Below are 25,610 nucleotides of genomic sequence, written 5' to 3' on the forward strand. Positions count from 1 at the left end.
ATCGCATATATGGAGTATACGCCGATAAGTGAGCACAGAGAAGGTACGTACTATTTCTCGTATTTTGAGTTAATGAATATATACTTCATTTATGCAATACCAATATCACTTTTAATAGGGCTTCCCCTATCTTTTTTAATAGAGTTTGTTACTAAAAAATTATCTAAGTACGCAAAAGTTCAGATTTATATTCTGAATATTATCTTTTACAGTCTTGCAGGTATAATAGTAGCAGCGCCGTTTCTTATGACAAAAAGCGGAACCGTATATACTCTCGTATTTTTCATTGGTTCATCACTTTTGTTTTATCACATTTCTATTTTCCTTAAATTTATATTAATGAAATTCAAAAAAGAAACTAACCAAAATATATAAAATACCTTATTTTATTCTCATTGCGTGGGCTGGATAAGGTTCATGCTTCGTTTGGGATTGTGGCTTTGGCCCACAATCTACTGAAGGTGGAGAGCATCCGCCAGACTGCCTTCAACTTAAAGAAACTTGGGAGCCAAAAAATGGACGGAAACCTAATCGGTTTTCCGCCCATTTTTTATTTTAGAGACGTATTGGACATCCCCATTCGCTTACACTTTTTTCACAAACTCCGACTTCAGCTTCATCGCGCCGAATCCGTCAATCTTGCAATCGATGTCGTGATCGCCGTCCACCAGACGGATATTTTTCACCCGTGTGCCGATTTTCAAAACCGAGGAGCTGCCTTTTACTTTCAGGTCTTTGATGATCGTCACGGTATCACCGTCGTTCAAAATATTGCCGTTCGCGTCTTTGACGATCTTCTTCTCCTCGCCGCTGTCCGTCCCCGCATCCAAGCTCCATTCGTAGCTGCACTCCGGGCAAATAAGCAGGCTTCCGTCTTCATACGTGTATGCCGAATGACATTTCGGGCAGTTTGGCAGATTCGCCATTTCTTCATGCTCCCCTTTGCTTTTCTATTTAGCTCACAGAATGCCCGGCTCACTCCCGGCTCCATGACCGTATTGGCGATAAAGCAGCCATTGCGCTGCCCCGTGCCGTCCTCGAACGCGCTGTCGATCACCTGTTCAAAGAATCGGGACAAACGCGCCCCTCGGCATCGCGAGTCGCCTCCTCGAACAAGAGTATATTCATTTAAGAACGGATGGTCAACAACATGCTCCTAAGTACCTTGCTCCCATCCGGGGAATACCCCTTGCTGCCTGAACTGCCGAGCCATCTGCCGGGCCGCCTACTGGCTCGCCTCCCAGGCAGCGACTTCCTCCCGCACACGCGGCGCCACTTCCGTCCCCAGCAAGCGAATCGCATTCATGACGTCCTCATGCGGCATGGTTCCCACCGGTACGTGCAGCATGAACCGCGTGATCCCGACCTGTTTGCGCAGGTGAATGATCTTTTGGGCGACCGTTTCCGGATCACCTACGTACAGGGCCCCCTCGAAGCTGCGCGCCGCATCGAAGGTGGATCGGTCGTAATGCCCCCAGCCGCGCTCCCGTCCCAGGACATTCATGACATATTGCGTAGACGGGAAAAACTTGTCGGCGGCGGTCTGCGTATCCTCTGCGATGAAGCCGTGCGAATGAGACGCGACCGTCAGCTTCGCCGGATCATGGCCGGCCTGCGCTGCCGCCCGCTTATACAATTCTACGATCGGCGCAAACTGAACGGGCCGTCCCCCGATAATGGCGAGCACGAGCGGCAGTCCCAGCAGCCCGGCGCGAATGGCCGATTGCGGGTTGCCGCCGCTGCCGATCCACACTGGCAAAGGGTCCTGCACCGGCCGCGGATACACGCCCAGATTGTGAATGGCCGGGCGATGGCCGCCGCGCCAGGTCACTTTTTCCGAAGCGCATATTTTCAGCAACAGCTCCAGCTTCTCGTCGAACAACTCGTCGTAATCTTGCAGATCGTAGCCGAACAGCGGAAACGACTCGATAAAGGAGCCCCTCCCGGCCATGATTTCCGCCCGTCCGTTTGAGACAGCGTCCAGTGTGGCGAAGTCCTGAAAGACGCGGACCGGGTCGGCCGATGACAGCACCGTGACAGCGCTTGTCAGCCGGATTCGCTTCGTCTGCGTCGCGGCTGCAGCCAGCACGACCGCCGGTGAAGAAGCCGCATAGTCTTTCCGATGGTGTTCCCCTACCCCAAAGACATCCAGTCCGACCTGATCGGCCAGAATAATCTCCTCCACTACTTCCCGCAATCGCTGCGCATGGCTGATGACCTCGCCAGTATTCACGTCCGGTGTCGTCTCGACAAATGTGCTAAGCCCAATTTCCATTGCTGGTGCCTCCTCTGCTTTGTGGCTATCTGATCACGACTGTTAACAGCGTATATTTCGACAAGCAATATCTTTAATTTAAGACTTTTGATCCTGAATTTCAAGGCTTGACCCAAGCAGGGAAACAACCAGCTGCGTTGATAGAGCCCCGGGAGCAACTCCCGAGGCTCGTTTTCATTTACATCCCGCCGCGAAACAGCCACACAGCCACTCCCAAAAACCAGGCTGCACCCGCAATTTCCAGCAAGCCGACCTGCATGGCCCGAAACTGCGGCTTGCGCAAAACATACAGCATTTTCAAAGCCCCCGGGAGATAGAGCAGCAAAATCGGCAGCGGGGCGTGAAGCAGCAGCGGCAGGAGCAGCAAGGCCGCATGATAGGCGATTCCTATGTAGGTAAACCGGGTGTTGTTTCGTTCCCGGAAAACAGATTTGACGAAGAAGACGCTCCCGATGAAGTACAACACATTCAGGAGCATCCCCAACGCCACATCTTCCACACTCGTTCCTGCACCCGCCGCTTCCCCATCTCCCAACCCGGCGGCTACCGGCAGCAGCATCGTAAACGCCACAATCGCGCATACGTCGTTGGCAAAATCGCGTTCCCGCTTTTTGACGACAAACCAGACGGACGCGGCGAGAAACGGGACCATCCACACAAATGGCAGAAAGGCGGCCGGATTCGTGGCAAATGGCAGTCCTCCCAGCAGCAGCCCCAGCAGTCCAAACATCGTCACCGTCGGCAAGGCTTCCCTGAATTTCTTCGGCTTGCGCAGGATCGTGAGCACCCCGTGTACGGCGAAGTAGCCCGCGACGATGGCCCCACCCAACAGAAGATGCTGCCAGCGAGCCTGCCCCATCGCCAACCCCAGCAGGAAAGGAACCAGCATCATTGCCCATACCCCGTGCTCATGGGGGAGCAGGTACGTGACCTTCTGTGCTTTGAACAGCTTGATTTGCATGGGAATCATTCCTTTCACCGTGCAGGCGCAATCGGGTACTTCCGGCTCATTCCTCTGTGTTTACCATGATTTTCGCTACCTGTGTCAGACGGTCGTAAAACAGGTCGCGTGGCAAGCCTTCCAGCCCGATTTCATCCATCGCCGCTTTCATGCAGGCCAGCCAAGCCTCTGCTCTCTTCGGCGTGATCGGGAACGGCAAATGGCGCATGCGCATGGCGGGCGGGCCGAATTCTTCGCTGTACAGAGGCGGCCCTCCCAAAAACTGCGTAAGAAACATCCGCTGCTTCCTCATGATTTCTTCCATCTCCACCCCGAATAACGGCGCCAGATCCGGATGCCGATACACGCGCGGGTAAAAGGCGGCGACCAGCCGCGTCACCGTCGCTTCGCCGCCGACCAGTTCATAGAGCGTTGTAAACGTAGGCTGCGTCATAAGTAACCCTCCACTTCCTTTTTCTATGTACTACTTTACCTGAAAAACAGCGCGTTTGTATGTGACCGCAATCACTTTCCCACAATTTGTATTTTCGTCACATTCCGTGTGATGTCACTCACATCTTCGCCCGTGCGATCCCGTTATACTCAAAGCGAAATCTGATTCATGAAGGAGTGGAAAGAATCATGTTTTGCTACCAATGCGAACAGACTCCAACGGGCGGCTGCAAAGTAATCGGCGTTTGCGGCAAGAATGAAGAGCTTGCCAGTATTCAGGATACGATTATTTTTGCCTTGAAAGGTATCGCCGCCTATGCGACACACGCCCGCCAGCTGGGATATATCGATCCCGAAGTGGACGGGATTACGCAGGAAGCTCTTTACTTTACCTTGACGAACGTGAATTTCAACCTGAACGAGCATTTGCAAATGGCGATGAAGGTAGGATCGGCAGCGATCAAAGTGATGGAGCTGCTCGATCAGGCCCATACGAAGCATTTCGGCATCCCGCAGCCCGTCACCGTGTCCCAGAACAAGATCGAAGGAAAATGTATTGTCGTTACCGGGCACAACCTGTTTGCGCTGGAAGAGTTGCTGAAACAGACAGAAGGCAAAGGCATCAACATCTACACCCACTCGGAGATGCTCCCCGCCCACGGCTATCCGGAGCTAAAAAAGTATCCGCATCTGAAGGGCAACATCGGGAAAGCCTGGTACGACCAAAGAAGGCTGTTCGAGGAATTCCCCGGCGCGATTCTGGCTACGACCAACTGTGTCATGCCGATCAAGGGCAGCTACGCCGACCGCTTCTTCTCCTACGACATCGCCGGTCTGGAAAACGTGACGAAGATCGAGCATAACGACTTTTCGCCGCTGATCGAAAAAGCGCTCTCTCTGCCGGAAGTGTGCATCGAATCGGAGCAGACGCTGACGACAGGCTTCCACCACGAGACCGTGCTGGGCATCGCGCCGGAGATCGTGCAAGCGGTGAAGGAAGGAAAAATCAAACGCTTCTTCGTCATCGCAGGCTGTGACGCGCCGGGCAAAGGCGGCGACTATTACCGCGAGCTTGCCACTTCCCTGCCGCCCGAGACCGTCATTCTCACGACATCCTGCGGCAAGTTCCGCTTCAACGACGTCGATTACGGCACAGTACCCGGCACCGACATCCCGCGCTACATCGACCTGGGACAGTGCAACAACTCCATCTCCACCGTCAAGATTGCGGCCGCCCTGGCAGAAGCGTTCGAGTGCGAGGTAAACGAACTGCCTGTGAGCATCGTGCTCTCCTGGTTCGAGCAAAAAGCCGTCGCCATCCTGCTCGGCCTGTTCAGCCTTGGCATCAAAGACATTCGCATCGGTCCGAAGCTGCCGGAGTTCATCCAGCCGGGCGTCCTGCAAGTGCTGCAAGATCTGTTTAACGTCCAGCTCATCGGCGATGCCCAGGAAGATATGAAACAAATGCTGGGAGCCTCCGCTCATTGAGCACAGACGAAAGAACCCGCTTTCTCCGACCGTGCAGAGAGCGGGTTCCTTCTTTAAGTTACGCCGTTTTTTATCAATCGCGGTTCTGCTCTTTCAGCGGGGCGGCCTTGCCCACGCCGAATGCGTAGAAACTGATCACGACAAGCGCCATGAAGACAAGCCCGGCGATCAAGGAAACGCGTGTCTCGTCATTAAACCACATGCCGACCAGTACCATCAGCAAAAAGGCGATGGTCACGTAGTTCGTCACAGGAGCGAGCGGCATTTTGAACGGATGGTTGGCCATCGCCGCTCCCTTTGCCTTGCGGAAGCGAATTTGGCTGATCAGGATCACAAACCACGGAACCATGCCAGGCAAGACGCTAGCGCTGTACACGTACACAAACAGGTTTTCCGGTGCGATATAGCTAAAGATCACGCCAACGCCCAAACCTACCAGCACGCCGATGGTCCCCAGAAGCGGCACACCGTTGGCGGACAGCTTCGTAAAAATTTTCGGCGCCTGTCCATTGACACCCAGCGTATAGAGCATGCGCCCCGCACTGTAGATCCCGCTATTACAGCCGGACATCGCTGCCGTAATCACGACGAAGTTGATGAACCCTGCTGCTGCTGTAATACCAATCTTCGCAAAAGTAGCAACGAACGGGCTGCCGATCTCATGCAGCTGATCCCACGGGTAAACGGTTACAATTACAAAAATGGCACCAATGTAGAAAATGAGAATACGCCAGATGATGCTTTGAATCGCATTCGTCAACGTTTTCTTCGGATCTTTGGCTTCGCCGGCGGTAATCCCGATCAGCTCGACCCCTTGATAAGCCCCGATCACAAGCGACAGAGCAAAGAAGAAGCCCGACCAGCCTCCGGTAAAGAAGCCCCCGTTCGCCCACAGGTTAGACAGTCCGATGGCATGTCCGCCATTGCCGATACCAAAGAAAATAAGGCCAATCCCTGCAACAATCATCAAAACAATCGTCACGATCTTGATCATCGCGAACCAAAACTCAAATTCGCCAAACGATTTTACCGAAATCAGGTTCGCAGCCCCGAGAATCACCATGGCAATCAAACCGGGTATCCACGCAGGCAAATCGGGGAACCAATACTTCATGTAACTCCCGACAGCGATAATCTCGGACATCCCGACAACGACCCACTGGAACCAGTTGCTCCATGCCGTCACATACCCGGCCAACGGATGAATGTACTTGTGCCCAAAGGTCGCAAACGAACCGGTGCTAGGCTCGAGATAGAGCATTTCCCCCATGGCCCGCATGATCAGAAAAATAAAAATGCCTACAATAGCATACGCCAGCATGACTGACGGACCCGTCCATTTGATCGTACTCGCCGACCCCATAAACAGCCCGACACCAATGGTGCCCCCCAGAGCGATCATCTGAATATGCCGCGACTCCAGGCCCCGCTTCAATTCTTTGTTTTCCACTGCATTCCCTCTTCCTTTCTGCTTCTGGATGTACTGTCAGGAAAGTTTGCAGAACACTCGCAATCAATTCGTCGCTTGACCAAGCAGAAAGTTAATTTTGTTGATCAAAAACCTTCTTACCGATCATTTCGCCTCTCTTTTTTGTAAGCGTTCCTAATCGTCCGTAAGATTATTCCACTCTCCCATATGACGTTTCACCCCCGAACTACTAGTATATTGTAATATGTTTTTCTAGCGATAACAATTATATTCACCAGAAAAACAATTGATATATCAATATATTCTCATTATATAGAGATCGAAGAATATATTATATACAAACTATTTTCCTTGCAGTTCCTGCGTGAGACAGCGATAGAGTTTGCTGCTTGCCGCCTTCAAGGGATAATCGGACATTTTGCAAAGGATGCCGAATGTCATATGGACGGGACTGCTCATCGCCCGTACCACCGTTCCCGTCGGCGGGGGATTCAGCACAATTTCCGGCACCAATGCGATCCCGAGCCCGCTTTGCACGTAGTGTTTCAAGGCAGTCATGCTCCCGATCTCCATCGTGTCTAGTGGAATGCCTCCTGATTCCTGCAGCATCATCTCAAGCTTTCTGCGGTACGGACAGGTCGCCGAAGTAATGAGCAGACGATGACCGCGAATCTCGTCTGCGGCAATCGACGTTTTTTGTGCAAGCTGGTGGCTTTCGGGCAGCAGCACCACGAACTTTTCCTGAAACAGCGGTTCAAAATAAAGTGCATCACCCAAATCTGGCGCCGTGCACAGTGCAAGATCCAGATCGCCTTGGAGAAGTCGGTCGCTCAACACCGGCGTATTCGCGATCTCCACAGAGATACGGACCTTCGGATTTTGCGAGAGGAACCTCTGCAACAGGGACGGTAATCGGTAACTGGCGGTAGGTTCTGTCACCCCGAGACGAATACTTCCCGCCTCCCCCAATTGATAATCAGCCAGGTGGGTTTGCAATTGTTCCATCTTCTTTACAATGGGCAAGCTTTGTTCGTAAAACAGCCTTCCCGCCTCGGTTAATCGGATTTTTTTCCCGCGTTCGATCAGTTGTACCCCCATGTCGGACTCCAGCTTTTGCATCTGCATCGTGACCGTCGACGGAGCATAATTCAGTTCTTCGGCTACACGGATAAAACTCCCGTAATCCGCTATCAATTGAAACGTCTTTAATGTTTTCAGATCCACGTCAGCACCTCCGTCCCACGGGCAGGTGACCACGATCAGTCCCCTGTTTTTCGTTCAAGATTTTTGAACGGAACCTTCAATTCATTCCGTTTTTCAAATGTTGAATAGCAGTTTACAATTTTTCATACAATCACGCAACAAAAGGAGATGGCAAATATGGATGTAGCCAACAAAGTAGTCCTCGTTACCGGCGGCGGCACAGGGATCGGCCGAGCTGCCAGCATCGCCCTTGCAAAACGGGGGGCCATCGTGGCAGTCAACTATTCGCGTTCAAAGGCTGGTGCGGAAGAAACAGTCCGAATCATCCAAGATGATGGCGGACGCGCACTGGCCATACGCGCCGATGTTTCCCGGGACAAGGAAGTCAGGGAAATGGCGGCTGCCGTTGCAGAGCGATTCGGGACGATCGATCTGCTTGTGAATAACGCCAGCACGACGCATCATATTCCGTTGGACGATCTGGAGGCGGCGACCGAGGAGGTGTGGGATGAGCTGTATGCGGTGAATGTCAAAGGGATGTTCTATTGCGCTCGAGCCGTTGCCCCTTTCATGAAACGGAATCAACGGGGCGCGATCGTCAATATCGGGAGCATCGCAGGACAAACCGGGCTTGGCTCGTCCCTTCCCTATGCCGTATCCAAAGCGGCCGTCCACGCCCTGACGAAATCATTGGCCCGTGCACTCGCTCCGCACATTCGCGTCAACTGCGTTGTTCCGGGAGCCGTCCGGACGAGATGGTGGGCGGGATGGGAAGAGCAGATGGAGCGCCTGGCCCCCAATCTCCTGCTGCAGTGCCTGGCAACGCCCGAAGATATTGCCCAATTGATTTGTGCAGCCCTGGAGCAAGAAGCGATGACAGGGCAAGTGATTACGGTAGACAGCGGACAAACGATGTAGCAAGATCCCTCTAACATTTGTCCATGCTTCCCGACTTGTTATTTCTTTTGAATAAAGGAAATGATATCAATATATATAGCTGCCATTTCTTCAGGTGTTTTATCTAAACCATTTCGCACCCATTGTTCAATTAATCCTAAAAAGGCAGACGTGATAAAGGATAAAAAGTATTCCATCGGGACTCTTGGTTTTACATGGAAGTTTTCATTCTTCTCCAAATTGAAACGAACTTTTTCTGAAAGGGCATCTCTAAATCGAATGTGAAAACCCGCTCTGCCATGATCGCCTAAAAAAATCTTCAATGTTGGCACATGCATTTGAATGGATCTAAATAGTGTAGCAGCTAATTCCTCTTGTCCTTTTTCAAACGTATGCGTCGATGAATAGCGAGATTGCAATGCATCAATATGATTTCCTAAATCCTCAAACAGCTGCTGCTCCATTTGATCCAGCAAATCGAATTTGTCTTTATAGTGCAAATAAAATGTCCCGCGATTTATTTGTGTTTTTTTCGTAATGTCCCCTACCGTAATCGACTCAAACGGCTTGCTCTCCAGAATTTGCATAAATGAAGTTTGAATGAGCTGTTTTGTTTTGCGATTTTTATCTGCATAAATGCCCACAAAATTACCTCCCCCTTCAAAACTCAACAACCTGTTCACTTTTGTTCATTGCTTATATTCTCTTCAAAATAATAAGATATACATGCACTGAACAACATGTTGAATATTGAGAAAGGGTGAGCTCTATTGAAATTATTTAAAGAAAAATTGGCATGGGCTGCTCCCATTGCTGTTATTTTAATCATTGCTCTTTTTTCGGTGAACTTATTTGCTCAAGGAGACCCACAAGTAAGAAATTTACCAGTTGCACTTGTGGTGAATGACAAAGGAGTACATGTAGACGCTGTACAATCAGCCGTTGACCAAATGAGTAAAGGCACTGATGGCGAAGAACCGATGTTAGCTTTTACAAATGAAAAGGAAGAAAACATCGAAGCTTTATTTCATGACAAAAAATATTATGCAGCATTAGTCATTCCTGAAGGCTTTAACGAGAGCGTACAAAACGCTATGACGAATAATACGGCCGCAACCTTGCAAATTTATATGAACCAAGGCTTTAACGTGACAGGTGCAAACTATGCAAAAACTGCCTTAAGCGCGATGGTCACACAGTTGAGTCACCAGTATTCCGCGAGCTTTATTTCACAAATGAACGGTCAACAACTGAATGCAGACCAAGCAGCTGTACTAGTAAATCCGATTGTTGCCGAAGAAAAGGTATTCAATGCAGTCACTGCCGCTACTGCAAACGGTAGCGCCCCGACCTTATTGGCGGTGCCTGCTTGGGTAGGTGCATTAATCGGTGGTTTCATTTTATTCCTGTCGACATCGAACATTTTGAAAAGAGAAATGCTAACACGCAAACAAACAATGGGCCTTATGGGTAACCAAATATTGTTTGGGATCATTATTGCCCTATTCTCAGGCTTTACCGTTGCAACATTATGTGTCATCGCTGGCATCAATATACCGAGCTACTTCTTAATTGGTTCGTTCGTATCGTTTGCCGCATTCTGTTTCTTCTTGTTAGTATCCGCAGTTACTGCATGGATTGGCAAACCAGCCATTACGTTATTCATGGTTGTGATGTTGCTCGGTATGGGTGTTCTCATGATGCCAAAAGAAATGCTTCCTGATTTCTTCGTCACATTCATTCGCCCCTGGATTCCGATTCGCTTTGCCGCTGATGGCTTGCGTGAAATTTTTTACTTCGGCAGTGGCTTCTACACTGGCCAGTCATTCAACACTATTTTAGGAATTGGTATTGCAGGTTTCGCAATGTACCTGCTATCCATTTTTAAACCAGTACGTGCACCAAAAACCGTTGCTAAATAAGAGCATTGAATATGTACGCCGCCAACGTGGAAAGCTCACTTTCGTTCATCCAATTGGATTTTCCGTTTTGAGCTTGTTACACAAGGAAAGCGTGAAAAGCCAACCCCCATGTGGTTGGCTTTTCCTCCTATATATGATGCGGTTTGCGAGATAAATGAAGTGAGGGTTTTTTATTAACAATTAGATAATTATTGGCTGAGAAGCTCATTATAAATATTGAAATTAATTCGATCAGCAAATTCTTAGCAGAAGAGGAAATAAACCTTTAAAACGCATGGACATAAAATGGAAAAGGAGATGTAGGAATGAGTAATAAATCGTCGAGTTCAACTTGGGCGATCACACTGTTCTGCATCGGTGTATTCATGGCGGCTTTAGATAACGGGATTATTAGTGCTGCTCTTACAACGATTAACAGTTCGTTCGACGTTTCTGCCAACTGGGGCGCTTGGGGTGTAACCGTCTATACACTGGGCCTAGCAATAAGTATCCCAATTGTAGGGAAAATTTCAGATCGATATGGTCGAAAAAAACTGTTTATCGTTGAAGTTGCTTTATTTGGGCTAGGTTCCTTACTGGTAGCGCTAAGTCCAACCTTTGGATTTTATTTAGTTGCTCGTTTCATCCAGGCAATGGGTGGTGGGGGAATCTTCATCATTGGCAGCTCTCATGTGTTGAGTACATTTCCGGTTGAAAAACAAGGGAAAGCACTTGGAATATTAGGCGCTATGAACGGAGTTGGGGCTATTTTAGGTCCTAACCTCGGCAGTATTATTTTGGATGTAACGGGAAATTGGCATTTCCTCTTCCTTATTAATGTACCAATCGCAGTCATTTTAATTATGTTCGGTTGGCTAAAAATCCAGGAAACAAAAGAGCCCTCTGTTGGAAAACTGGATGGATTAGGAACGATCCTCCTATCTGTAGCCGTTCTTAGTATCATGTATGGCCTGACAAACATTGAAGGTACCTCTTTACTCGAAAGCCTCGCAACCGCTGATGTTTATGGCTTCCTATTTGCAGGAATTGTCTTATTTGCAGGTCTGATTTTCTATAACCGCTCATTAGAAAATCGTAATGGGGACCCGATCTTACCAGTGAGCTTACTGGTTCGCCCTACTTACTTGCTGACTTTACTCATTGGTGCGTTATCAGGTGCATTACTAGCAGGAATGATTTATATTCCTTCTTTTTCAGAGCAAGTGTTAGGCGTAGCTGCTGAATACTCAGGTTATTGGATGACACCATTGGCATTAGCATCTGGGCTCGGCGCTGCACTTGGTGGTGTGCTTGTTGATAAAAAAGGACCCATTCTTGTTGTGTTTTTATCTGGTTTCATCACGGCGATTGGCTTTGTGTTATTCCCTACATGGATCGATGTAAAATGGCAATTTGTCATTTCTTCATGTATCGCCGGTCTTGGGATGGGCATTCTTTTAGGAGCACCGTTGAATATTTTAGCAACAGAGCGTCTGGAAAAGGATAAAGGGTCAGCACTAGCCGGGCTTTCTCTTGCCCGTCAAATTGGGATGACAATTGCCCCTACCATTTATGCTGGATTCATTGTACGTGGGTTTAATCAAATCCCGAGTCTTTTTCAAAGCGACTTCGGTAACATTTTACAGAAGAAGATGGAGGCTGCTGATTTAAGCCCAGAGGCGATGCAAGAATTCCAACAGGTAGTCAGCGCTATGCCTACTGCTGGTACACCATCGGACGCGGATTACGCTCATTTATTAGAGCAAATTCATGACCCGACGTTAAAAGATGTCATCCAATCAAGTATCGATCAAATTACATGGATGGCTGCACAAGAGGGTTATGGAGGATTATTCTATTCAACAGTCGTGATTGCAGCTATGGTTGTTTTATTGGCTCTTATTTTAAAGCCTGTTCGTAAAAAGGCCCTGCAAGATACATCCTATGATTAGTATTAAGCTGTAGGGCAAACTCGGTTAGTTGGGTTTGCCCTACATTTTTTCCAATTCCTGATAGTTGACTAGTTCAATTTCGTTTTCATAAACCAACAAGAGCGTCGTCTGGGACGGTTTCTGACAATAAAAGAAGGAATGTTCAGCTGGAGGATCCGGCTTGAACATTCCTTTTTTGCGAGCAGCACCAGCATCTAAGGATATCTCTCGTCTAAGCAGCTTCACGTTCTCCTTTGTTTTGGCTTGGCGGAACGGTGTAGGGGGCTGTTCGGATCTGCGGCGAACGTGGGTAATTCCGAACAAAACGTTGTTTTTTGCTTATCTTCGTGCAAACCCAATCAATGGATGTGAATGTCAATCAAAATGTTGACCACCGTGCTCATCAAAAAATTGACCACCATGGCAAAAATCAATCCACCCGTCGGGTGGGTAACTTTTTCATGATCACGATCTTTGAATGCTCTGCTTAAAGCGATAACTGTCTCCATTCATTGCAAAGATATGGGCACGATGGGTAAGCCGATCAACCAGGGCTGACGTCATTTGCTCATCTTTGAAAATCTGTGTCCATTCCGTAAATTCCAGATTACTGGTAATGATCATGCTTCCTTTCTCATAGCGGGCCGCACAAAATTGGAATAATAACTCCGCCCCGGTCCGACTGAGAGGGACAAACCCGACTTCATCCAAAATAATCAAATCCGTTTTCAACCATTGCCTCTCTAGCTGGAGGATTCGCTTTTGGGACTGAGCTTCCATAAGCTCGTTGCATATTTTAGCGGCAGTCCAAAACTGGACGGAATAGCCATGATGGCAGGCTTCCTTCCCGAGTGCAATGGAGAGATGAGTTTTGCCAGTGCCAGAGTTTCCGATAAACATGATGTTCTCTGTCTTTTCGATGTACTCACAGCGAGCCAGTTGAAGCAATTTGGGCTTGTTGAGAGACGGAATCGCTGAGAATTCAAATTGATCGAGCGTTTTCATAGAAGGGAATTTGGCGTGCTTGATGCGACTTGCGATTTGGTTAGCATCCCTTTGCTGAACTTCTTGCTCTAGTAGGGCCAAGAGGAACTCCTCGTAAGGAATTTGCCGTTCAGCAGCATCATGGGCGATTTCCTTATAGACACGTTTAATCGCAGGTAAGCGAAGGCGTTTCGCGTAGGTTTCAAGTAAGAAACTCGTACTCAATGAACCACACTCCTTTTCTGTAACAAACGATTGTACTGGCTAAGATCGGGGGCCTTTACCTGAATACGTGGAACAGAGCTATCCTCCTCCAACGAGAGTTGGGGCAGGCGGTGTTCTGGCAACGTTCGCTGAAACAATAATTGCCTTACGGCATCATACTGGAACATCCCTTTTTGGCAGGCCTCCCCCAGTGCTTCTTCGACGAGAGAAGTATTGAATTCACGGTGCAAAAGCAAGAGTCGAACGAACTCCTTCATCCCTCCTGGTCGGTTACGGCACTTGTCCAAGAACTTTTGGTAAATGGCAGGTAGTCCTGCCTGATGCAATGGTCTGGCATAAAGAACTGCTCCTGGGCGAATAAGAAGTAAATCGAGATAATGATCGTATTGCAAAATCTCCTTTCCCTTTTCCAAGCACCGCTCATGCGTCGCAATCAGGCTTTTTCCGTGATACACCTCAATTTTTTCAGCAAACACCCGGCAAGTAAGTTGGGTCGAAGCATAAGAAACCGGGACGGAATAGGCATTTTTCTCAATGTGGATCATGGATAGCGTATTGCTTTTCACGGGTACAACACGGAAACAATCCAATGGCCGTGGAGGCAATGGAAGCATGATGGGCAACTCTTGAGTAAATGCTTCTCCAACCGTTAACGAGGACCTTGGAACGGTTGTATTCTCGTAAGAGATACATTTTTCAAGGAGGATTTGATTTAGCTCCTCCAAAGAAGAAACACTGGGTACAGGGGTAAAAAATTGTCTCTGAGCAAACTGTACGAGGTTTTCCACCTGGCCTTTTTGATTTCCTTTTCCCGGATCACAGAAATAGCTTTCAAACAGGTAGTGGGCACGTAGCTGAATAAATCGCTCTTGCTCCTCGCGATTTTTGCCCTCCAATACTTTCTTAACGGCGGTTGTCAGGTTGTCGTACGTGATGACTTGGGGAACAGCACCGAAAAATTCAAAAGCATCTACATGACCTTGGAGAAGGGCCTCTTGCTTATGATGAGCAAATGTCTTGATGAAAATCTTTCTGCTGTATGGGCAACGCATACAAAAGACTTGAACCTTCACTTGTTTCCCTTGTAAATGAACCGTAACCTCACCCCAGTCAAATTAAGCAAATCGCCCTGGCGGGAAATCAAGAGGGACAAATGCTTTAGGGGGAGAAACCCGCAACTCTCTGACGTAGCGTCGTACAGTAGATTCACCGCCGGTGAATCCATGTTCGTCAACGAGTCTCTGGTAAATACGTTTGGCAGTATGACGCTGCTTCGGGGGAGCTTGTTCATCTTGACGCAGCCATTCCAAGATGATGGGCTTGACAAAATCAATGACTGGCTTCGGCTTCGGTTTTGAAAGCTGATAAACAGGGATTTCCGTTGATGTCAAGGCTTTTCGTATCACTTGACGCGAGTAGCCAGTTTCGCGAGAAATTTGACGAATCGACTTCCCTAGCAGAAAGTGTTGTTTCCTGATAAACTCATAATTAGCCATCTGAAGCATTTCCTTTCCTCCTATATCTTGTTGTCTAGACAACTACAAGATACAGGAAAGAGGTGCTCAGGTGGTCAACTTTTTTATGAGCGATGTACCACTAGGTGGTCAATTATTAGATTAGCATTCACAAATGGAGATAGCGTCTGCGTTGATCGAAGCGATGAAAGGTTATTTTCAAGCGGGACGATCAAGGATCGGTCATACTCCGCAGAGTAAAGGAGGGGAAGCCTGCACTGTACAACTTTGTAAAGCGACTTGTACCATCAGGGAAATATTACAAATTTATGAAAAAAGGAGTTTTTCGACAAAATGCAACATACATATATTTGAATATATAGTAATTATTGGGGTGTAAATTAAATCTAAGTTAAAAGGAGAGTTGCAATTTATGAAAAAGAAAATCCTTTCATCTTTGCTGGGGCTTTCTATTTTCGCTGTAGCAGGAACCGCATTTGCGGCAATCTCTGAAAAGGGAGTTCACGTACCATCTAATGGTGGTAACTATTTGTCTCCTTCCGCTCCTGCTACCGGTAATACCCAATACGGCTCTGTCCAATCAGTAACACCCACCAGCAAAATATACGGCACCGTAGTAGATTATGCTACTGATGATAACCTTTCAAGCGAAACCAGACTTGGCACCTCAAAAACAAGTATCAAAAGCTCTGCAACGAAAAATCAGGAAATCCAGTTAATGCTCGAAACCAGCCTCTTCAATACAGATCCTGTGAGAGTGGACTACACTTTCTGGCCATAATTTGGCACGGCAGAGGAGGGCTCGCTATGCTCTCCTCTTTACACACGTTTTCACGAAGGTGGTGTTTAATTTGCTGGGTTCTCTAATCAAGTTAGAGCTTAGCCGTCTTCTAAACCGTTGGCAGCTTTGGGTAGCGTTATTGTTAATGGTCACTTGTTTTATTCAAGGTTATATTGCATTTCGTCCCTTTGGCTTGGAAATTGATCCGTACCATGACAATTATTTTGTCGCATTCAGTTACGCGCAAGGCATGGGGGCTGAATCCATTTTAGCAGGCGTCTACCCCCTGATTATTTCATTATTAGCCGGGGACTCACTGGTGCGCGATAAACGCTCGGGATTTGATCGCTATATCTTGACTCGAGCTTCCTATAGAAAGTACATCTTTGCCAAGCTGCTCTCCGCCGCGATCATGGTCGCCCTGTTTGTATATATTGTTGAGTTCATTATGTTCATAGGTGCCATGCTTGCCTTCCCTTCCACTGAAACGGTTCAAGCTATAGAGGGAAGCACGCCTGTCTACGCCGAGTATATTTTTCTCAACTATCCGTATCTGTTTATTTTTCTTATCACGAGCAATGCTGTTCTATATGGAATAGCGCTAGCAATGTTATGCAACTTCTTTGCTGCCTTCACAAAGAATATATACGTTGTACTAGTGGCCCCTTGGATTTTGCTCTTTGTTCTGCAAATGATTTTCTACAACATAGAGCTGTCTGACTACGCACCGTTGGACTTGTTAGGCTTATACCTAAGCGGGGGCCTGATCTATCAGCAATCTACCCTGGAGATTCCCCTTATATTTTTGTCGATGATAGCCTTATTATTTTTAGCTACCTATCTGACGTTCACCTGGAGTATAAAGCGAGGTAATGGAAAATGAAGCAGCCCCTTGAATTTCATCATGTTTTTAAAAAATTGGGCAAAAAAACAATCTTGGAGGATATTAACCTCTCTGTTCATGCCGGGGAAGTAGTTGGAATTGTTGGTACGAATGGATCTGGTAAAACAACATTGCTACGATTGGCAACCGGATTGGTTTATCCTGACCAAGGCCATGTTTACGTTGGCGGCAATAAAATATACCCCGGCCTACTAGGTGTCCTGCCGACCTCTGTCGGGGCTGTGATTGAAACGCCTTCTTTTCTCCCCCAGTACTCCGGTTTGAAGAACCTCACCTTGCTCGCCGGCATTCGCGGAAAGATCAGCCAGGACACGGTTATTTCCACAATGAGAAAAATGGGGCTCGATCCTTCCAGCAAAAAAACAGTCCACACCTATTCTCTGGGGATGAAGCAACGTCTCGCGATCGCTCAAGCCATTATGGAGAATCCGGACGTTTTGCTTTTTGACGAACCAACAAATGGACTTGATGAGCAAGGAGTCAACATTTTTTCGACCGTTATGCAAGAGCAGATCCAACGAGGGACAGCGATCCTCATTGTTTCTCACCATAAGGACGAGATCGAAGAATACTGTGACCGTGTATTCAGCTTAGAAAACCGCACGTTAAAACAAAAACGTTGAAAGAACAACACCAGCTCTATTTTTTTCTGCCTAGAGGTGAAGCGCATGCTGACTTTTGAACTGTCCCAACTGATTTCTCGCCACTTTTGGCGATGGATTCTAGGGACAGGCCTACTTTGCATAGATTCGCTGTTCTACTTAAAAACGCAAATAGGGGTACATCATTCTACTTGGGAATTTACCTTCTCATTTTTAACTAGCCCAACTCAAAGTATGATGATCTTGCCCATGCTATTTTTCATTATGACGACTGATGTCGTAAGGCTTGATATAACGAACCAATATATGCACTATCTTAGTGTGCGGGCCACTACCCGTATGAACTGGTTCAGCTCCAAACTTTTCACTATTTTCACTATGGCGGTACTATACACGATAATGGCAATGATCTTGCCACTGCTCATAGGAATCTTTGCGGGGCTTGAGACGTCATACGCAATCGGGGAGAGTTCTGTATTTTTTTCCACAACGCCTCTCATTGCTTTCAACAGCTCCATTTTTCCTACATTTGTTATTGCACTAACAACAGTAAGCACCTTACTCTCGATCCTTAGTCTATACACCCATCATCACTCACTTTCTTTAGTCATCGGTGCAATATTGTGTATGCTGTCCTATTTTACCTTTGCAAGATACCATAGCATCGGATTTGCATATAAATGGATGCTGACTACACATATGTTTCTGCTTCCCAGGCTTCCAACCAAACTTTTTTCGGCAAACCAGCTTTTGGCTCCCTCCTTTATGTGGTCTTACGGATACTTGTCATGCTGGTATATCATAAGCTTGATTTTTGGCTTCATCCGAATAAGAAAAATGAACCTTTAGGCAGGTTGGTGACGAAAATTGAAAACGAACCTGAAAATCAATCTGTTCTCACAACCAATGGCATTCGTATCTTTCATCACGTTGTTATTTGTTTTGCTCTCCGTCCTCCACGGCATTTCTGTTAGGTCTGTGGACGTCCCATCCGTCGATCTCTCTCTTTTATTGATAAAATCCATCGGCGGATTGTTCTTCCACAGCAAAATACTGGAGGTAATCAGTTGGACGCTCGCTACGTTACCTCTTTTGCTTTTTATCTATCGGATGATCGTTCAGCTCAACGAATACGATCAGTACATATTGGTGCGGCTGCAATCCCGCAGTAAATGGTGGGTAGGGAAATTTGTTTCGTGCGCGCTCCTTTCCGTTGTGTACGGATTATGGTATATCGTGATTCATGTACTGGTCGGCTCCATCTTGTTTTCCTTTCCCTTCATTTATAAGATCAACTCTGTAGGAGCAATCGCCCGACTTCATGTTCCATCAATTACCGGCAGAATTGACCTCATGGCTCTTTTCGTCTTTCTGACCGGATTGGTCGCTTTAGGGGCTGTAGCTCTGATTGCTGCCTTGCTATGTAAAAGAACCGGAAGTGCGTATCTTTTGTTTACCCTATTTTTATTTGTCTCGGGGGTGCTGTATGTTAACAGGCTTATTCCCCGCGAGCTTGCTCCTATGATGTACCCTTCGTTCCTTGATTTATTTTCTTACGATTTCAGATACGACCGTGTAGTTTATGCATTATCACTGAATGCCAGCATTACTCTGCTCTGTTTAGTTATGGGGTTGATATTTACCCGATCCGCCGCGTTTGCGTTCCGAACTAATTAACAGATCGGCACGAAAAAATTCTTATGGTATGGTTCAGATTAACGGGTCTATCGGCGAAAATGCCAAAGGAGCTGTACAAGCGCAGCTCCTTTGCAAATTATGCGGTAGTATAAGTATTTGTGCGCTTCTCTTCCCATGATGAGTATAAGAAGTCCGCCATAGAAATAGCAAGATTTACAGCAAGTTGTGCATGCCTTGTTGTGGGCGGGTACGCATTATAACTTCTTCCATGCGCCGCGATGGGCTAAAGCCCGTGGATCAAGTCCAACAACGGATAAGATATTCTGCTATCCATACAACTGAATGTGGTAGTCCACCCTATAATTCCTATGATAACCTGTCAGACCGTCATCTCTCGCAATGTAAATTTGCTCAGGTCATCTTGCAATTGCTGGGACATATCTTTTAGCGCCTCGGTAGAACATTGGATTTGTTCCATGGAAGCAAGCTGTTCTTCTGCAGCTGCAGCCATAGTCTCCGCTTCATCCGATGTCTTATGGGAAATATCGGATATTTCTGCAATGGAGGCTGTTACTTCCTCCATTTCAGCTGACATTTCTTCAGAAGTTGCAGATACTTCCTGAATCTGTTCACTTACCAGCCTGATATCATTAAGAATGCGATGAATTGCTGCCTTCGTGCGTTCAATCGATTCCATCCCCACATTCATCTCGGATTGCATGGAATCCATAGCGGATACCGTATCGACAACAAGGGAGCGAATAACCGTTAGCAGGTCCGAAATGGACTTCCCGGATCTTGATGTTTCTTCCGCAAGTTTTCCTACCTCTTGCGCAACTACAGCAAATCCACGACCATACTCTCCTGCACGCTCAGCTTCGATATTCGCATTCATGGCAAGCAGCTTTGTTTGTTTCGCAACATCCATAATTGCCTGAATGATTTGGCCAATATGCGCCGAATGCTCATCGAGCTTGGCTACAATCCGGGCAGACTCAACCTGCGTTTTCTTGATGCTTGCCATTTGATTCACGGTTTCTTCCAACTGCTGATTCCCAAGCTGCGCTTGTTCATTCGCGCGCATGGCAACCATAGCAACCTCTGATGCCGCTTCAGCAATTCGCAAAACGCCTTTCGACATCTCATTCATTGCGGTTGCTGCTTCAGCTGTCGTTCTCTTTTGTGTAATTGTCCCTTCCGACACTCCCTGTACAGAACCAGCCACTTGCTGCATAGCCATTGTAGATTCTCGTGAAATTTCAGTGAGCTGCCGGGAGGATTCAGATGTGATTGCTGCAATCTGTTGACTGTTGCTTAGCACGCGATTCATCGATTTTTGCATCTCATTAAAGGCGATCCCTACAAGTTGCAGCTCATCCCTGGTATGTAATACGATATCCTGAGAGAAGTCGCCCTTTGCCATGGCTTCCGCTCGTTGCTTTAAGGCACTTACTGTGTCCATAACACTTCTATAGAATGCCGCATAAAATACGGCTACTAATATCAAAACTACAGCCGTTATCAACAATGTTGTATTACGCGCAGCAGCAGAATCATGGATACGCTCCTGAAGCGTGTGATCTAATTCGACTGTGGCAAGCTGGAATACCTCGGCTGCTGTTGCGATCGCAGCCGTTCCCTCAGCAAAAAAAGTATCGGGATTCATGCTCATTCTTTGCTTGTTTAAGATTTCCTGATCAAGCAAGCTAAGGTAGTTTTCAATTTTTTGTGCGGCTTGCTCTCCTTTCTTAGGCAGTTCCCTATTCATAGAGCTGTTGTTTTCCGCAATTTTGGCAATCGCCTTTTTTAGATTGACTAGAGCTTCCCGACTCCTGGATGATTCCAGACGCAACTGCATTTTGACCTCATCCGTCAGTGTTCCCGATGCAAGAACCCCATTGCCGCGCCCGCGGATAACTGCGGAGCCTTCTATCAAAGCAGGCAATTCCTCTACAATCAGTTTCATCGTGTAATAGGAGTTAATATCACTGTCAAGCGATAAATCGGACTCATCCGCAACGCTAACGATTAGCTCTTCTATCTGATTCACCAGATTAGAATGTCGCTCGAAACTATCCGATGCCGTTAAGCTTTCATAAGAACTATGTATAACATCCCATTCTTTCTTCACGGAAACCCATTTCTTGTAAAATTGAGGGGGGTTTTTCTCCCGAAGTTTCGCTTCCATTTGTTCAATCAACTCTGCAATTTCTTGTTGTTTTGCCTCAATCTGAACCTTTGCCTCTTTATTTCCATTCAAATAACCATTTACAAGCCCACGATGCTGTTGTACTTGTAACATGAAAGGCATCAATTCACTGACCTGTTCCACACCAACTTGTTCACTTTTGATAAAATTTATTTCATCTTGCTGTGTCGAGACCCAAATATATAGAAGGATCGCAACTGGAATCATAAATAACACACTGATCAACATAAACTTTTGTCCATACTTTAAGCGCGAAATGATTGAAGTAAACGGACTTAGCATTTTGTTCAACATACGCTCCTCACCTTCTGTATGTATTTCATGTTTTATTTCCAAAGGCTTAGAAAACAAAATAAGAGCGCCACCTGAATGGTTAGCGCTCTACATTTTCAATAAACGAAACCAATCGTTATTGGGAAGAGAGGGGGAATTTTCGTATGTATAGAAAATTATTGTTAATTGAAATCCTATCATACCCTTATTTCCAATTCAACGAGTAAGTCCTTTCTTATACAAGAATTGATGGCCCCGCCGACTCTTCCAAAAAGGCAATGTTCTAGGATGATCACATAAGAGTTTGACATGACATTAGTTATTTTGTATTTTCAAATGACTCCTTCATTAGCTTTTTGATCGTTGGTAAATCAGCTGGAGCCCATTCCAACTTCATCAAACCTTCATAGTCAACCCACTCCAGCTTTTCATGTTCTTTTGCAACCGGAGTGCCTGAGACCACTTTAGCGAAATAGGTTATTAATCGAACCGCTACTGTTGGGTATTCGTAAACATCATCCGTAATAAATTCTCCTACCTGAATCGTACATCCGAGTTCTTCTTGAATCTCGCGAACAAGCGTCTCTTCCGGTGTTTCCCCCTGCTCAATTTTGCCCCCAGGAAATTCCCACATGCCTGGCAAAGACATTTGTTGCGATCGAAGTGCACAGAGTATTTTCCCTTCTTCGTTTGTAATAACAGCACCTACTACGTCAACTTTTTTCATGATTGACTCCTTTCCATTTAGCGGACAAAATCAAGGAAGATATCGTATGGAAGTTGTTGTTTCAGCCTCCATGTGATGTTCATTGGGTTATCACCATGGCTACTAATATATTCTAATTCACCTACGTACATAAAGGGTAATGTTTTGCCATACATACTCTCAAACTTCCGAACAAACAAATGAATGTGAATACCTCTCTCCTTGTGATGAATATAATCTTTGCCTCTTTCAGAAGAATGGGAGGTTTGATTCGCACTTTGCCAGTGAAAATGATTCTGATCTATAAAGTAATCATGGTAATTGAGATGTTCCGCTGTATCATCACCTTTATTTAAGGTAACAAAATAAAGATAGTGATTGTCCACCTTGCTAATCCCCTCTCGCCAAGAACCTTCCTTGGCTGGGGATTGGAAAAGATACATGAGCTCATTTCTCGTGTAGTTCTGATACAGCTGTACCTGCTGATGGGATTGGAAGTAGGAATGGACGTTGAACGTTCTACGGAACTCAGTTAATCCATATTCCAATCGTTTTTGAACGTATTCGCTGAAATGCTGCTGCGCCCAAGTGCTTTTGATGAGCTCATCCACAGCAAAGGTATCATCTTTAACTGATCCGAATGACCACCTCTGTTTTTTATAGGGCTCTGATAGTTTTTGCATCGAACGGAGAATATATCCATTGTGCTTGCATTCATCTACCGTTATTCCAAATTTCTCACCGAGGAACGATGCCACTTGTGACACATTCACTCGATCATATCGTGTCGCCAAAGAGAGGATGGCTAATTCATACGGCCATTTCACAGGATACATCTGCTCGAGACGTTGAATAATCTCCAGTTCTAAAGGGAGAGTAAGTAGAGTTTTATCCCACTCATTACCATCATCCATCTTCTTCTTGGTTTCCACCCAAGATCCATATTTCTGAATAAAAAAATGTAATCCGGGAGCCACAGCTGAATAAAGGAAATCCTCAATTTCAGGTGATCGCCCCAATTCCTTTTTGAACTCAGAATAAAGATTGGCTAGCATTTGATTTTGATCCATACGAATACTTTGTATTTTTTCTAATATCTGTTGACGGGTAATTTCCTCGAGATCGACAAAGCAGCCGTCTGGAAGATTAGCAAATTCCGTTTGGATGGCTACACGTAGAGCATCCCGATCAAAAGCCCGATGGTTTGTTTGACCTGCCAACGCAAGCGGGATGATAAACGACTTTTGGTAATTTCCGATAAAGTCCAGAACGGTGACATATTCCTTTCCTTCCCATTTTCGTAATCCTCGTCCCAACTGCTGGATAAAAATCGTTGGTGATTCTGTTGGTCTTAAAAAGAGAACCAGATTCAAAGAAGGGATATCGATACCCTCATTAAAAATGTTGACTGTGAAAATAAATTCAAGTGGATCACGCTCACTTTCTAAGCGCTGAACCATTTCTTTCCGATAAGCTGGTGCATCCTCACCTGTAAGATAAATGGCCTGGTATCCCCTTTGACAAAATTCCTCAGCCATAAACCGGGCATGTTCAATAGAGACGCAGAACCCTAGTGCTCTGCGTTTTTCGCCGTCGTGACCAAACTTCCTAATCATTTCTAAAACATAGTCAACTCGCTCATGCGTCTTTAGGGCACGAACTAACGATTCCTCAATAAACTGCCCATTCTTTATCTCTACTTTTTCATAGTCAACGGTATTATCTGCTAGTCCAAAATAATGAAATGGTGCTAACAGATTCTCTTCCAAAGCCTGATGAAGGCGAATCTCATACACGACGTTATGATCACACAGCGCTAATACATCTTTGCCGTCCATCCGTTCCGGAGTAGCCGTCAGTCCCAAAAGAAATTTTGGTTTGAAATACTCGATGATCTTTTTGTAAGTATCTGCTTCAGCATGATGAAACTCGTCTACGATGACATAGTCAAAATAAGTGGGATTGAATTTGTTGAGGATTTCCTCCCGATGTAAAGACTGTACCGTGCTGAACAGAAAAGGTTTATCCCACTCCTTCGTGGTTCCCGTAACTTTCCCCATAAAGTCATCTGCACCAAATACATTAGCAAACGTTTTCTTTGCATTCTCTAGCAGTTCGTCTCGGTGCGCTAAGAATAGAAGGGTTCTTGCTTGCACTTGTTGTACATCAAAGGCGGAAAGATACGTTTTCCCCGTGCCGGTAGCAGCGATAACGATTCCTTTTGTGTTTCCGTTCTCTCTTGTTTCCCGAAGCGCTGTTAATGCCTTTTCCTGCATCGGATTTGGTCTTAACTTGGTTTTCTGATGATCCATGTAGAGAATTTTTGATTCGGCTGCTATTATGGGATATTTTATTTGTTTTCCAAATTGATAAGAAAATGGATACGTTGAGGAGTTGTTGGATGCACGATATGCCTGGTAAGAGTCCTCATACTGATGGATAAAAGCTTCCGTCAACCCAACAGCTCGTGAATCGTTCCATAAGTCTTCAAATAACTGCCTTGCATGTTGGTAGATGAGAGTATGATGAGCATCTGGCAATTTTACATTCCATTCATATCCGGAGCTGATTGCTGCTTTTGAAAGATTGGAGGAACCGATGATCGCTGTATGTAAGCCCGATAGCCTCGAGAATAGGTATGCTTTCGTATGGAAAGATGTATCCCCCGATTGGAACATCCGCACCTCAACGTGCTTCATTTCCATGAGCCTTCGTAAAGCTTTTGGCTCTGTAATAGACATGTAGCTAGAAGTAAGAATGCGAACTTTCTTGCCATTCTTAAGAAGTTCATCGAAGGGACGTAATAAAAGTTGTAGTCCAGACCAGCGGATAAAGCTGACTATAAAATCTGCTTGGTCTGCTGTCTGTAATTCTGTTTTTAGTATTTTGAAAAAGTTATGAGTACCCTGCCCTTGATTGGTAATCAACATAGGATTAGTGAAAAATAGTTCTGGGTAGATGTTTGGAAGTATTCTTTCGTCATATCGATAGTGCACAGTTGATAAGGGCGAGTGTAGGTCTATATGAGAATGGACGTCTATTTTTTGATCGAGCTCTTGAATAAGGTTGAACATTTCAATATACTTTTCGTCACTTGCTAGTTCATGAAGTACATTCCCGATTCGCCGAGCCATTAGTTGTGTTAATGCATTCGCGTAATTCCTTGGGTGGATTGGGGTTACACGGCTATTTTTAGGGTATTCTTTGTTCTTTCGATAAAGCTCTTCAAAAAAACCTTCTAGAAACGACATAAGAGGTGCTCCTTTGGGCTGGGATTACCTCTTAGTCTACCATAT

General features: G+C 46.2%; 23 protein-coding genes and 1 pseudogene. 8 read left to right on the forward strand and 16 right to left on the reverse strand.

Annotated features, from left to right (window positions below; genetic code table 11):
- Nucleotides 1-584: 584 nt before the first annotated feature.
- The 4 genes from ACFSO0_RS02285 to ACFSO0_RS02300 all read right to left on the reverse strand — a co-directional run bounded on the left by ACFSO0_RS02285 (nucleotide 585) and on the right by ACFSO0_RS02300 (nucleotide 3,669).
- Nucleotides 585-926, reverse strand: coding sequence for a zinc ribbon domain-containing protein YjdM (locus ACFSO0_RS02285; RefSeq protein ID WP_376875748.1), 342 nt, complete (start codon nucleotides 924-926; stop codon nucleotides 585-587).
- Between the two features lie 299 nt (nucleotides 927-1,225).
- The gene (locus ACFSO0_RS02290) at nucleotides 1,226-2,275 is read right to left on the reverse strand and encodes an LLM class flavin-dependent oxidoreductase (RefSeq protein ID WP_376875751.1); all 1,050 of its coding nucleotides are present in this window, start codon (nucleotides 2,273-2,275) and stop codon (nucleotides 1,226-1,228) included.
- Between the two features lie 178 nt (nucleotides 2,276-2,453).
- Nucleotides 2,454-3,236: a YwiC-like family protein gene (locus ACFSO0_RS02295; protein WP_376875754.1), complete on the reverse strand. Its 783-nt coding sequence runs from the start codon at nucleotides 3,234-3,236 to the stop codon at nucleotides 2,454-2,456.
- 46 nt (nucleotides 3,237-3,282) lie between these two features.
- Nucleotides 3,283-3,669: a globin domain-containing protein gene (locus ACFSO0_RS02300; protein WP_376875757.1), complete on the reverse strand. Its 387-nt coding sequence runs from the start codon at nucleotides 3,667-3,669 to the stop codon at nucleotides 3,283-3,285.
- A 188-nt stretch (nucleotides 3,670-3,857) separates the two neighbouring features.
- Here ACFSO0_RS02300 and hcp point away from each other — a divergent pair, with 188 nt between their 5' ends.
- A complete protein-coding gene (gene hcp / locus ACFSO0_RS02305) occupies nucleotides 3,858-5,156 on the forward strand; it encodes a hydroxylamine reductase (protein WP_376875760.1) in 1,299 nt (432 codons plus the stop codon).
- A 73-nt stretch (nucleotides 5,157-5,229) separates the two neighbouring features.
- Here the strand turns inward: hcp and ACFSO0_RS02310 are convergent, their stop codons facing one another.
- Both ACFSO0_RS02310 and ACFSO0_RS02315 read right to left on the reverse strand, forming a co-directional pair.
- The gene (locus ACFSO0_RS02310) at nucleotides 5,230-6,558 is read right to left on the reverse strand and encodes an amino acid permease (RefSeq protein WP_483862232.1); all 1,329 of its coding nucleotides are present in this window, start codon (nucleotides 6,556-6,558) and stop codon (nucleotides 5,230-5,232) included.
- A gap of 369 nt (nucleotides 6,559-6,927) precedes the next feature.
- The gene (locus tag ACFSO0_RS02315; protein ID WP_376875766.1) at nucleotides 6,928-7,809 is read right to left on the reverse strand and encodes a LysR family transcriptional regulator; all 882 of its coding nucleotides are present in this window, start codon (nucleotides 7,807-7,809) and stop codon (nucleotides 6,928-6,930) included.
- Between the two features lie 156 nt (nucleotides 7,810-7,965).
- On the opposite strand from ACFSO0_RS02315, the gene ACFSO0_RS02320 reads away from it, so the two are divergent.
- The gene (locus ACFSO0_RS02320; RefSeq protein ID WP_376875769.1) at nucleotides 7,966-8,706 is read left to right on the forward strand and encodes an SDR family NAD(P)-dependent oxidoreductase; all 741 of its coding nucleotides are present in this window, start codon (nucleotides 7,966-7,968) and stop codon (nucleotides 8,704-8,706) included.
- 38 nt (nucleotides 8,707-8,744) lie between these two features.
- Here the strand turns inward: ACFSO0_RS02320 and ACFSO0_RS02325 are convergent, their stop codons facing one another.
- Complete coding sequence (locus tag ACFSO0_RS02325; protein WP_376875772.1) at nucleotides 8,745-9,329, reverse strand: TetR/AcrR family transcriptional regulator; 585 nt, start codon at nucleotides 9,327-9,329, stop codon at nucleotides 8,745-8,747.
- A gap of 126 nt (nucleotides 9,330-9,455) precedes the next feature.
- Here ACFSO0_RS02325 and ACFSO0_RS02330 point away from each other — a divergent pair, with 126 nt between their 5' ends.
- Together ACFSO0_RS02330 and ACFSO0_RS02335 are read left to right on the forward strand one after the other, a co-directional pair.
- Nucleotides 9,456-10,607: a YhgE/Pip domain-containing protein gene (locus tag ACFSO0_RS02330; RefSeq protein ID WP_376875775.1), complete on the forward strand. Its 1,152-nt coding sequence runs from the start codon at nucleotides 9,456-9,458 to the stop codon at nucleotides 10,605-10,607.
- A 305-nt stretch (nucleotides 10,608-10,912) separates the two neighbouring features.
- The gene (locus ACFSO0_RS02335; RefSeq protein ID WP_376875778.1) at nucleotides 10,913-12,538 is read left to right on the forward strand and encodes an MFS transporter; all 1,626 of its coding nucleotides are present in this window, start codon (nucleotides 10,913-10,915) and stop codon (nucleotides 12,536-12,538) included.
- A 39-nt stretch (nucleotides 12,539-12,577) separates the two neighbouring features.
- On the opposite strand, the gene ACFSO0_RS02340 is transcribed toward ACFSO0_RS02335, so the two are convergent.
- From ACFSO0_RS02340 to ACFSO0_RS02360, 5 genes and pseudogenes are all read right to left on the reverse strand, one after another.
- Nucleotides 12,578-12,763, reverse strand: a complete 186-nt coding sequence (locus ACFSO0_RS02340) for a hypothetical protein (RefSeq protein WP_376875781.1) — start codon at nucleotides 12,761-12,763, stop codon at nucleotides 12,578-12,580.
- Nucleotides 12,764-12,982: 219 nt separating this feature from the next.
- Nucleotides 12,983-13,726: an IS21-like element helper ATPase IstB gene (istB, locus tag ACFSO0_RS02345; protein ID WP_342405810.1), complete on the reverse strand. Its 744-nt coding sequence runs from the start codon at nucleotides 13,724-13,726 to the stop codon at nucleotides 12,983-12,985.
- Entirely contained in the window at nucleotides 13,723-14,340 is a 618-nt protein-coding gene (locus ACFSO0_RS02350) for a Mu transposase domain-containing protein (RefSeq protein WP_376876083.1), read from the reverse strand. The genes istB and ACFSO0_RS02350 overlap by 4 nt, the downstream gene beginning before the upstream one ends.
- Nucleotides 14,335-14,829: pseudogene (locus ACFSO0_RS02355) on the reverse strand (DDE-type integrase/transposase/recombinase); the annotation flags it as partial. The pseudogene ACFSO0_RS02355 and the gene ACFSO0_RS02350, both read right to left, overlap by 6 nt.
- Before the next feature lie 12 nt (nucleotides 14,830-14,841).
- Nucleotides 14,842-15,231, reverse strand: a complete 390-nt coding sequence (locus ACFSO0_RS02360) for a hypothetical protein (RefSeq protein ID WP_376875785.1) — start codon at nucleotides 15,229-15,231, stop codon at nucleotides 14,842-14,844.
- 382 nt (nucleotides 15,232-15,613) lie between these two features.
- On the opposite strand from ACFSO0_RS02360, the gene ACFSO0_RS02365 reads away from it, so the two are divergent.
- The 4 genes from ACFSO0_RS02365 to ACFSO0_RS02380 all read left to right on the forward strand — a co-directional run bounded on the left by ACFSO0_RS02365 (nucleotide 15,614) and on the right by ACFSO0_RS02380 (nucleotide 19,165).
- Nucleotides 15,614-15,982 carry a hypothetical protein gene (locus ACFSO0_RS02365; RefSeq protein WP_376875788.1) on the forward strand — a complete coding sequence of 123 codons (369 nt, stop codon included), beginning with the start codon at nucleotides 15,614-15,616 and terminating at the stop codon, nucleotides 15,980-15,982.
- A gap of 70 nt (nucleotides 15,983-16,052) precedes the next feature.
- A complete protein-coding gene (locus ACFSO0_RS02370; RefSeq protein WP_376875791.1) occupies nucleotides 16,053-16,865 on the forward strand; it encodes a hypothetical protein in 813 nt (270 codons plus the stop codon).
- Nucleotides 16,862-17,509, forward strand: a complete 648-nt coding sequence (locus tag ACFSO0_RS02375; protein WP_376875794.1) for an ABC transporter ATP-binding protein — start codon at nucleotides 16,862-16,864, stop codon at nucleotides 17,507-17,509. Before ACFSO0_RS02370 ends, ACFSO0_RS02375 begins: the two co-directional genes overlap by 4 nt.
- 846 nt (nucleotides 17,510-18,355) lie before the next feature.
- A complete protein-coding gene (locus ACFSO0_RS02380; RefSeq protein ID WP_376875797.1) occupies nucleotides 18,356-19,165 on the forward strand; it encodes a hypothetical protein in 810 nt (269 codons plus the stop codon).
- A gap of 97 nt (nucleotides 19,166-19,262) precedes the next feature.
- On the opposite strand, the gene ACFSO0_RS02385 is transcribed toward ACFSO0_RS02380, so the two are convergent.
- The 4 genes from ACFSO0_RS02385 to ACFSO0_RS02400 all read right to left on the reverse strand — a co-directional run bounded on the left by ACFSO0_RS02385 (nucleotide 19,263) and on the right by ACFSO0_RS02400 (nucleotide 25,565).
- Entirely contained in the window at nucleotides 19,263-19,406 is a 144-nt protein-coding gene (locus tag ACFSO0_RS02385) for an abortive infection family protein (RefSeq protein ID WP_376876086.1), read from the reverse strand.
- 99 nt (nucleotides 19,407-19,505) lie between these two features.
- Nucleotides 19,506-21,629: a methyl-accepting chemotaxis protein gene (locus tag ACFSO0_RS02390; protein ID WP_376875800.1), complete on the reverse strand. Its 2,124-nt coding sequence runs from the start codon at nucleotides 21,627-21,629 to the stop codon at nucleotides 19,506-19,508.
- Nucleotides 21,630-21,927: 298 nt separating this feature from the next.
- Complete coding sequence (gene mutT / locus ACFSO0_RS02395; RefSeq protein ID WP_376875803.1) at nucleotides 21,928-22,335, reverse strand: 8-oxo-dGTP diphosphatase MutT; 408 nt, start codon at nucleotides 22,333-22,335, stop codon at nucleotides 21,928-21,930.
- Between the two features lie 17 nt (nucleotides 22,336-22,352).
- Entirely contained in the window at nucleotides 22,353-25,565 is a 3,213-nt protein-coding gene (locus tag ACFSO0_RS02400) for a DUF3427 domain-containing protein (protein ID WP_376875806.1), read from the reverse strand.
- Nucleotides 25,566-25,610: the final 45 nt, after the last annotated feature.

The sequence above is a fragment of the Brevibacillus sp. GCM10020057 genome, assembly GCF_042683565.1.
Taxonomy (GTDB): Bacteria; Bacillota; Bacilli; order Brevibacillales; family Brevibacillaceae; genus Brevibacillus.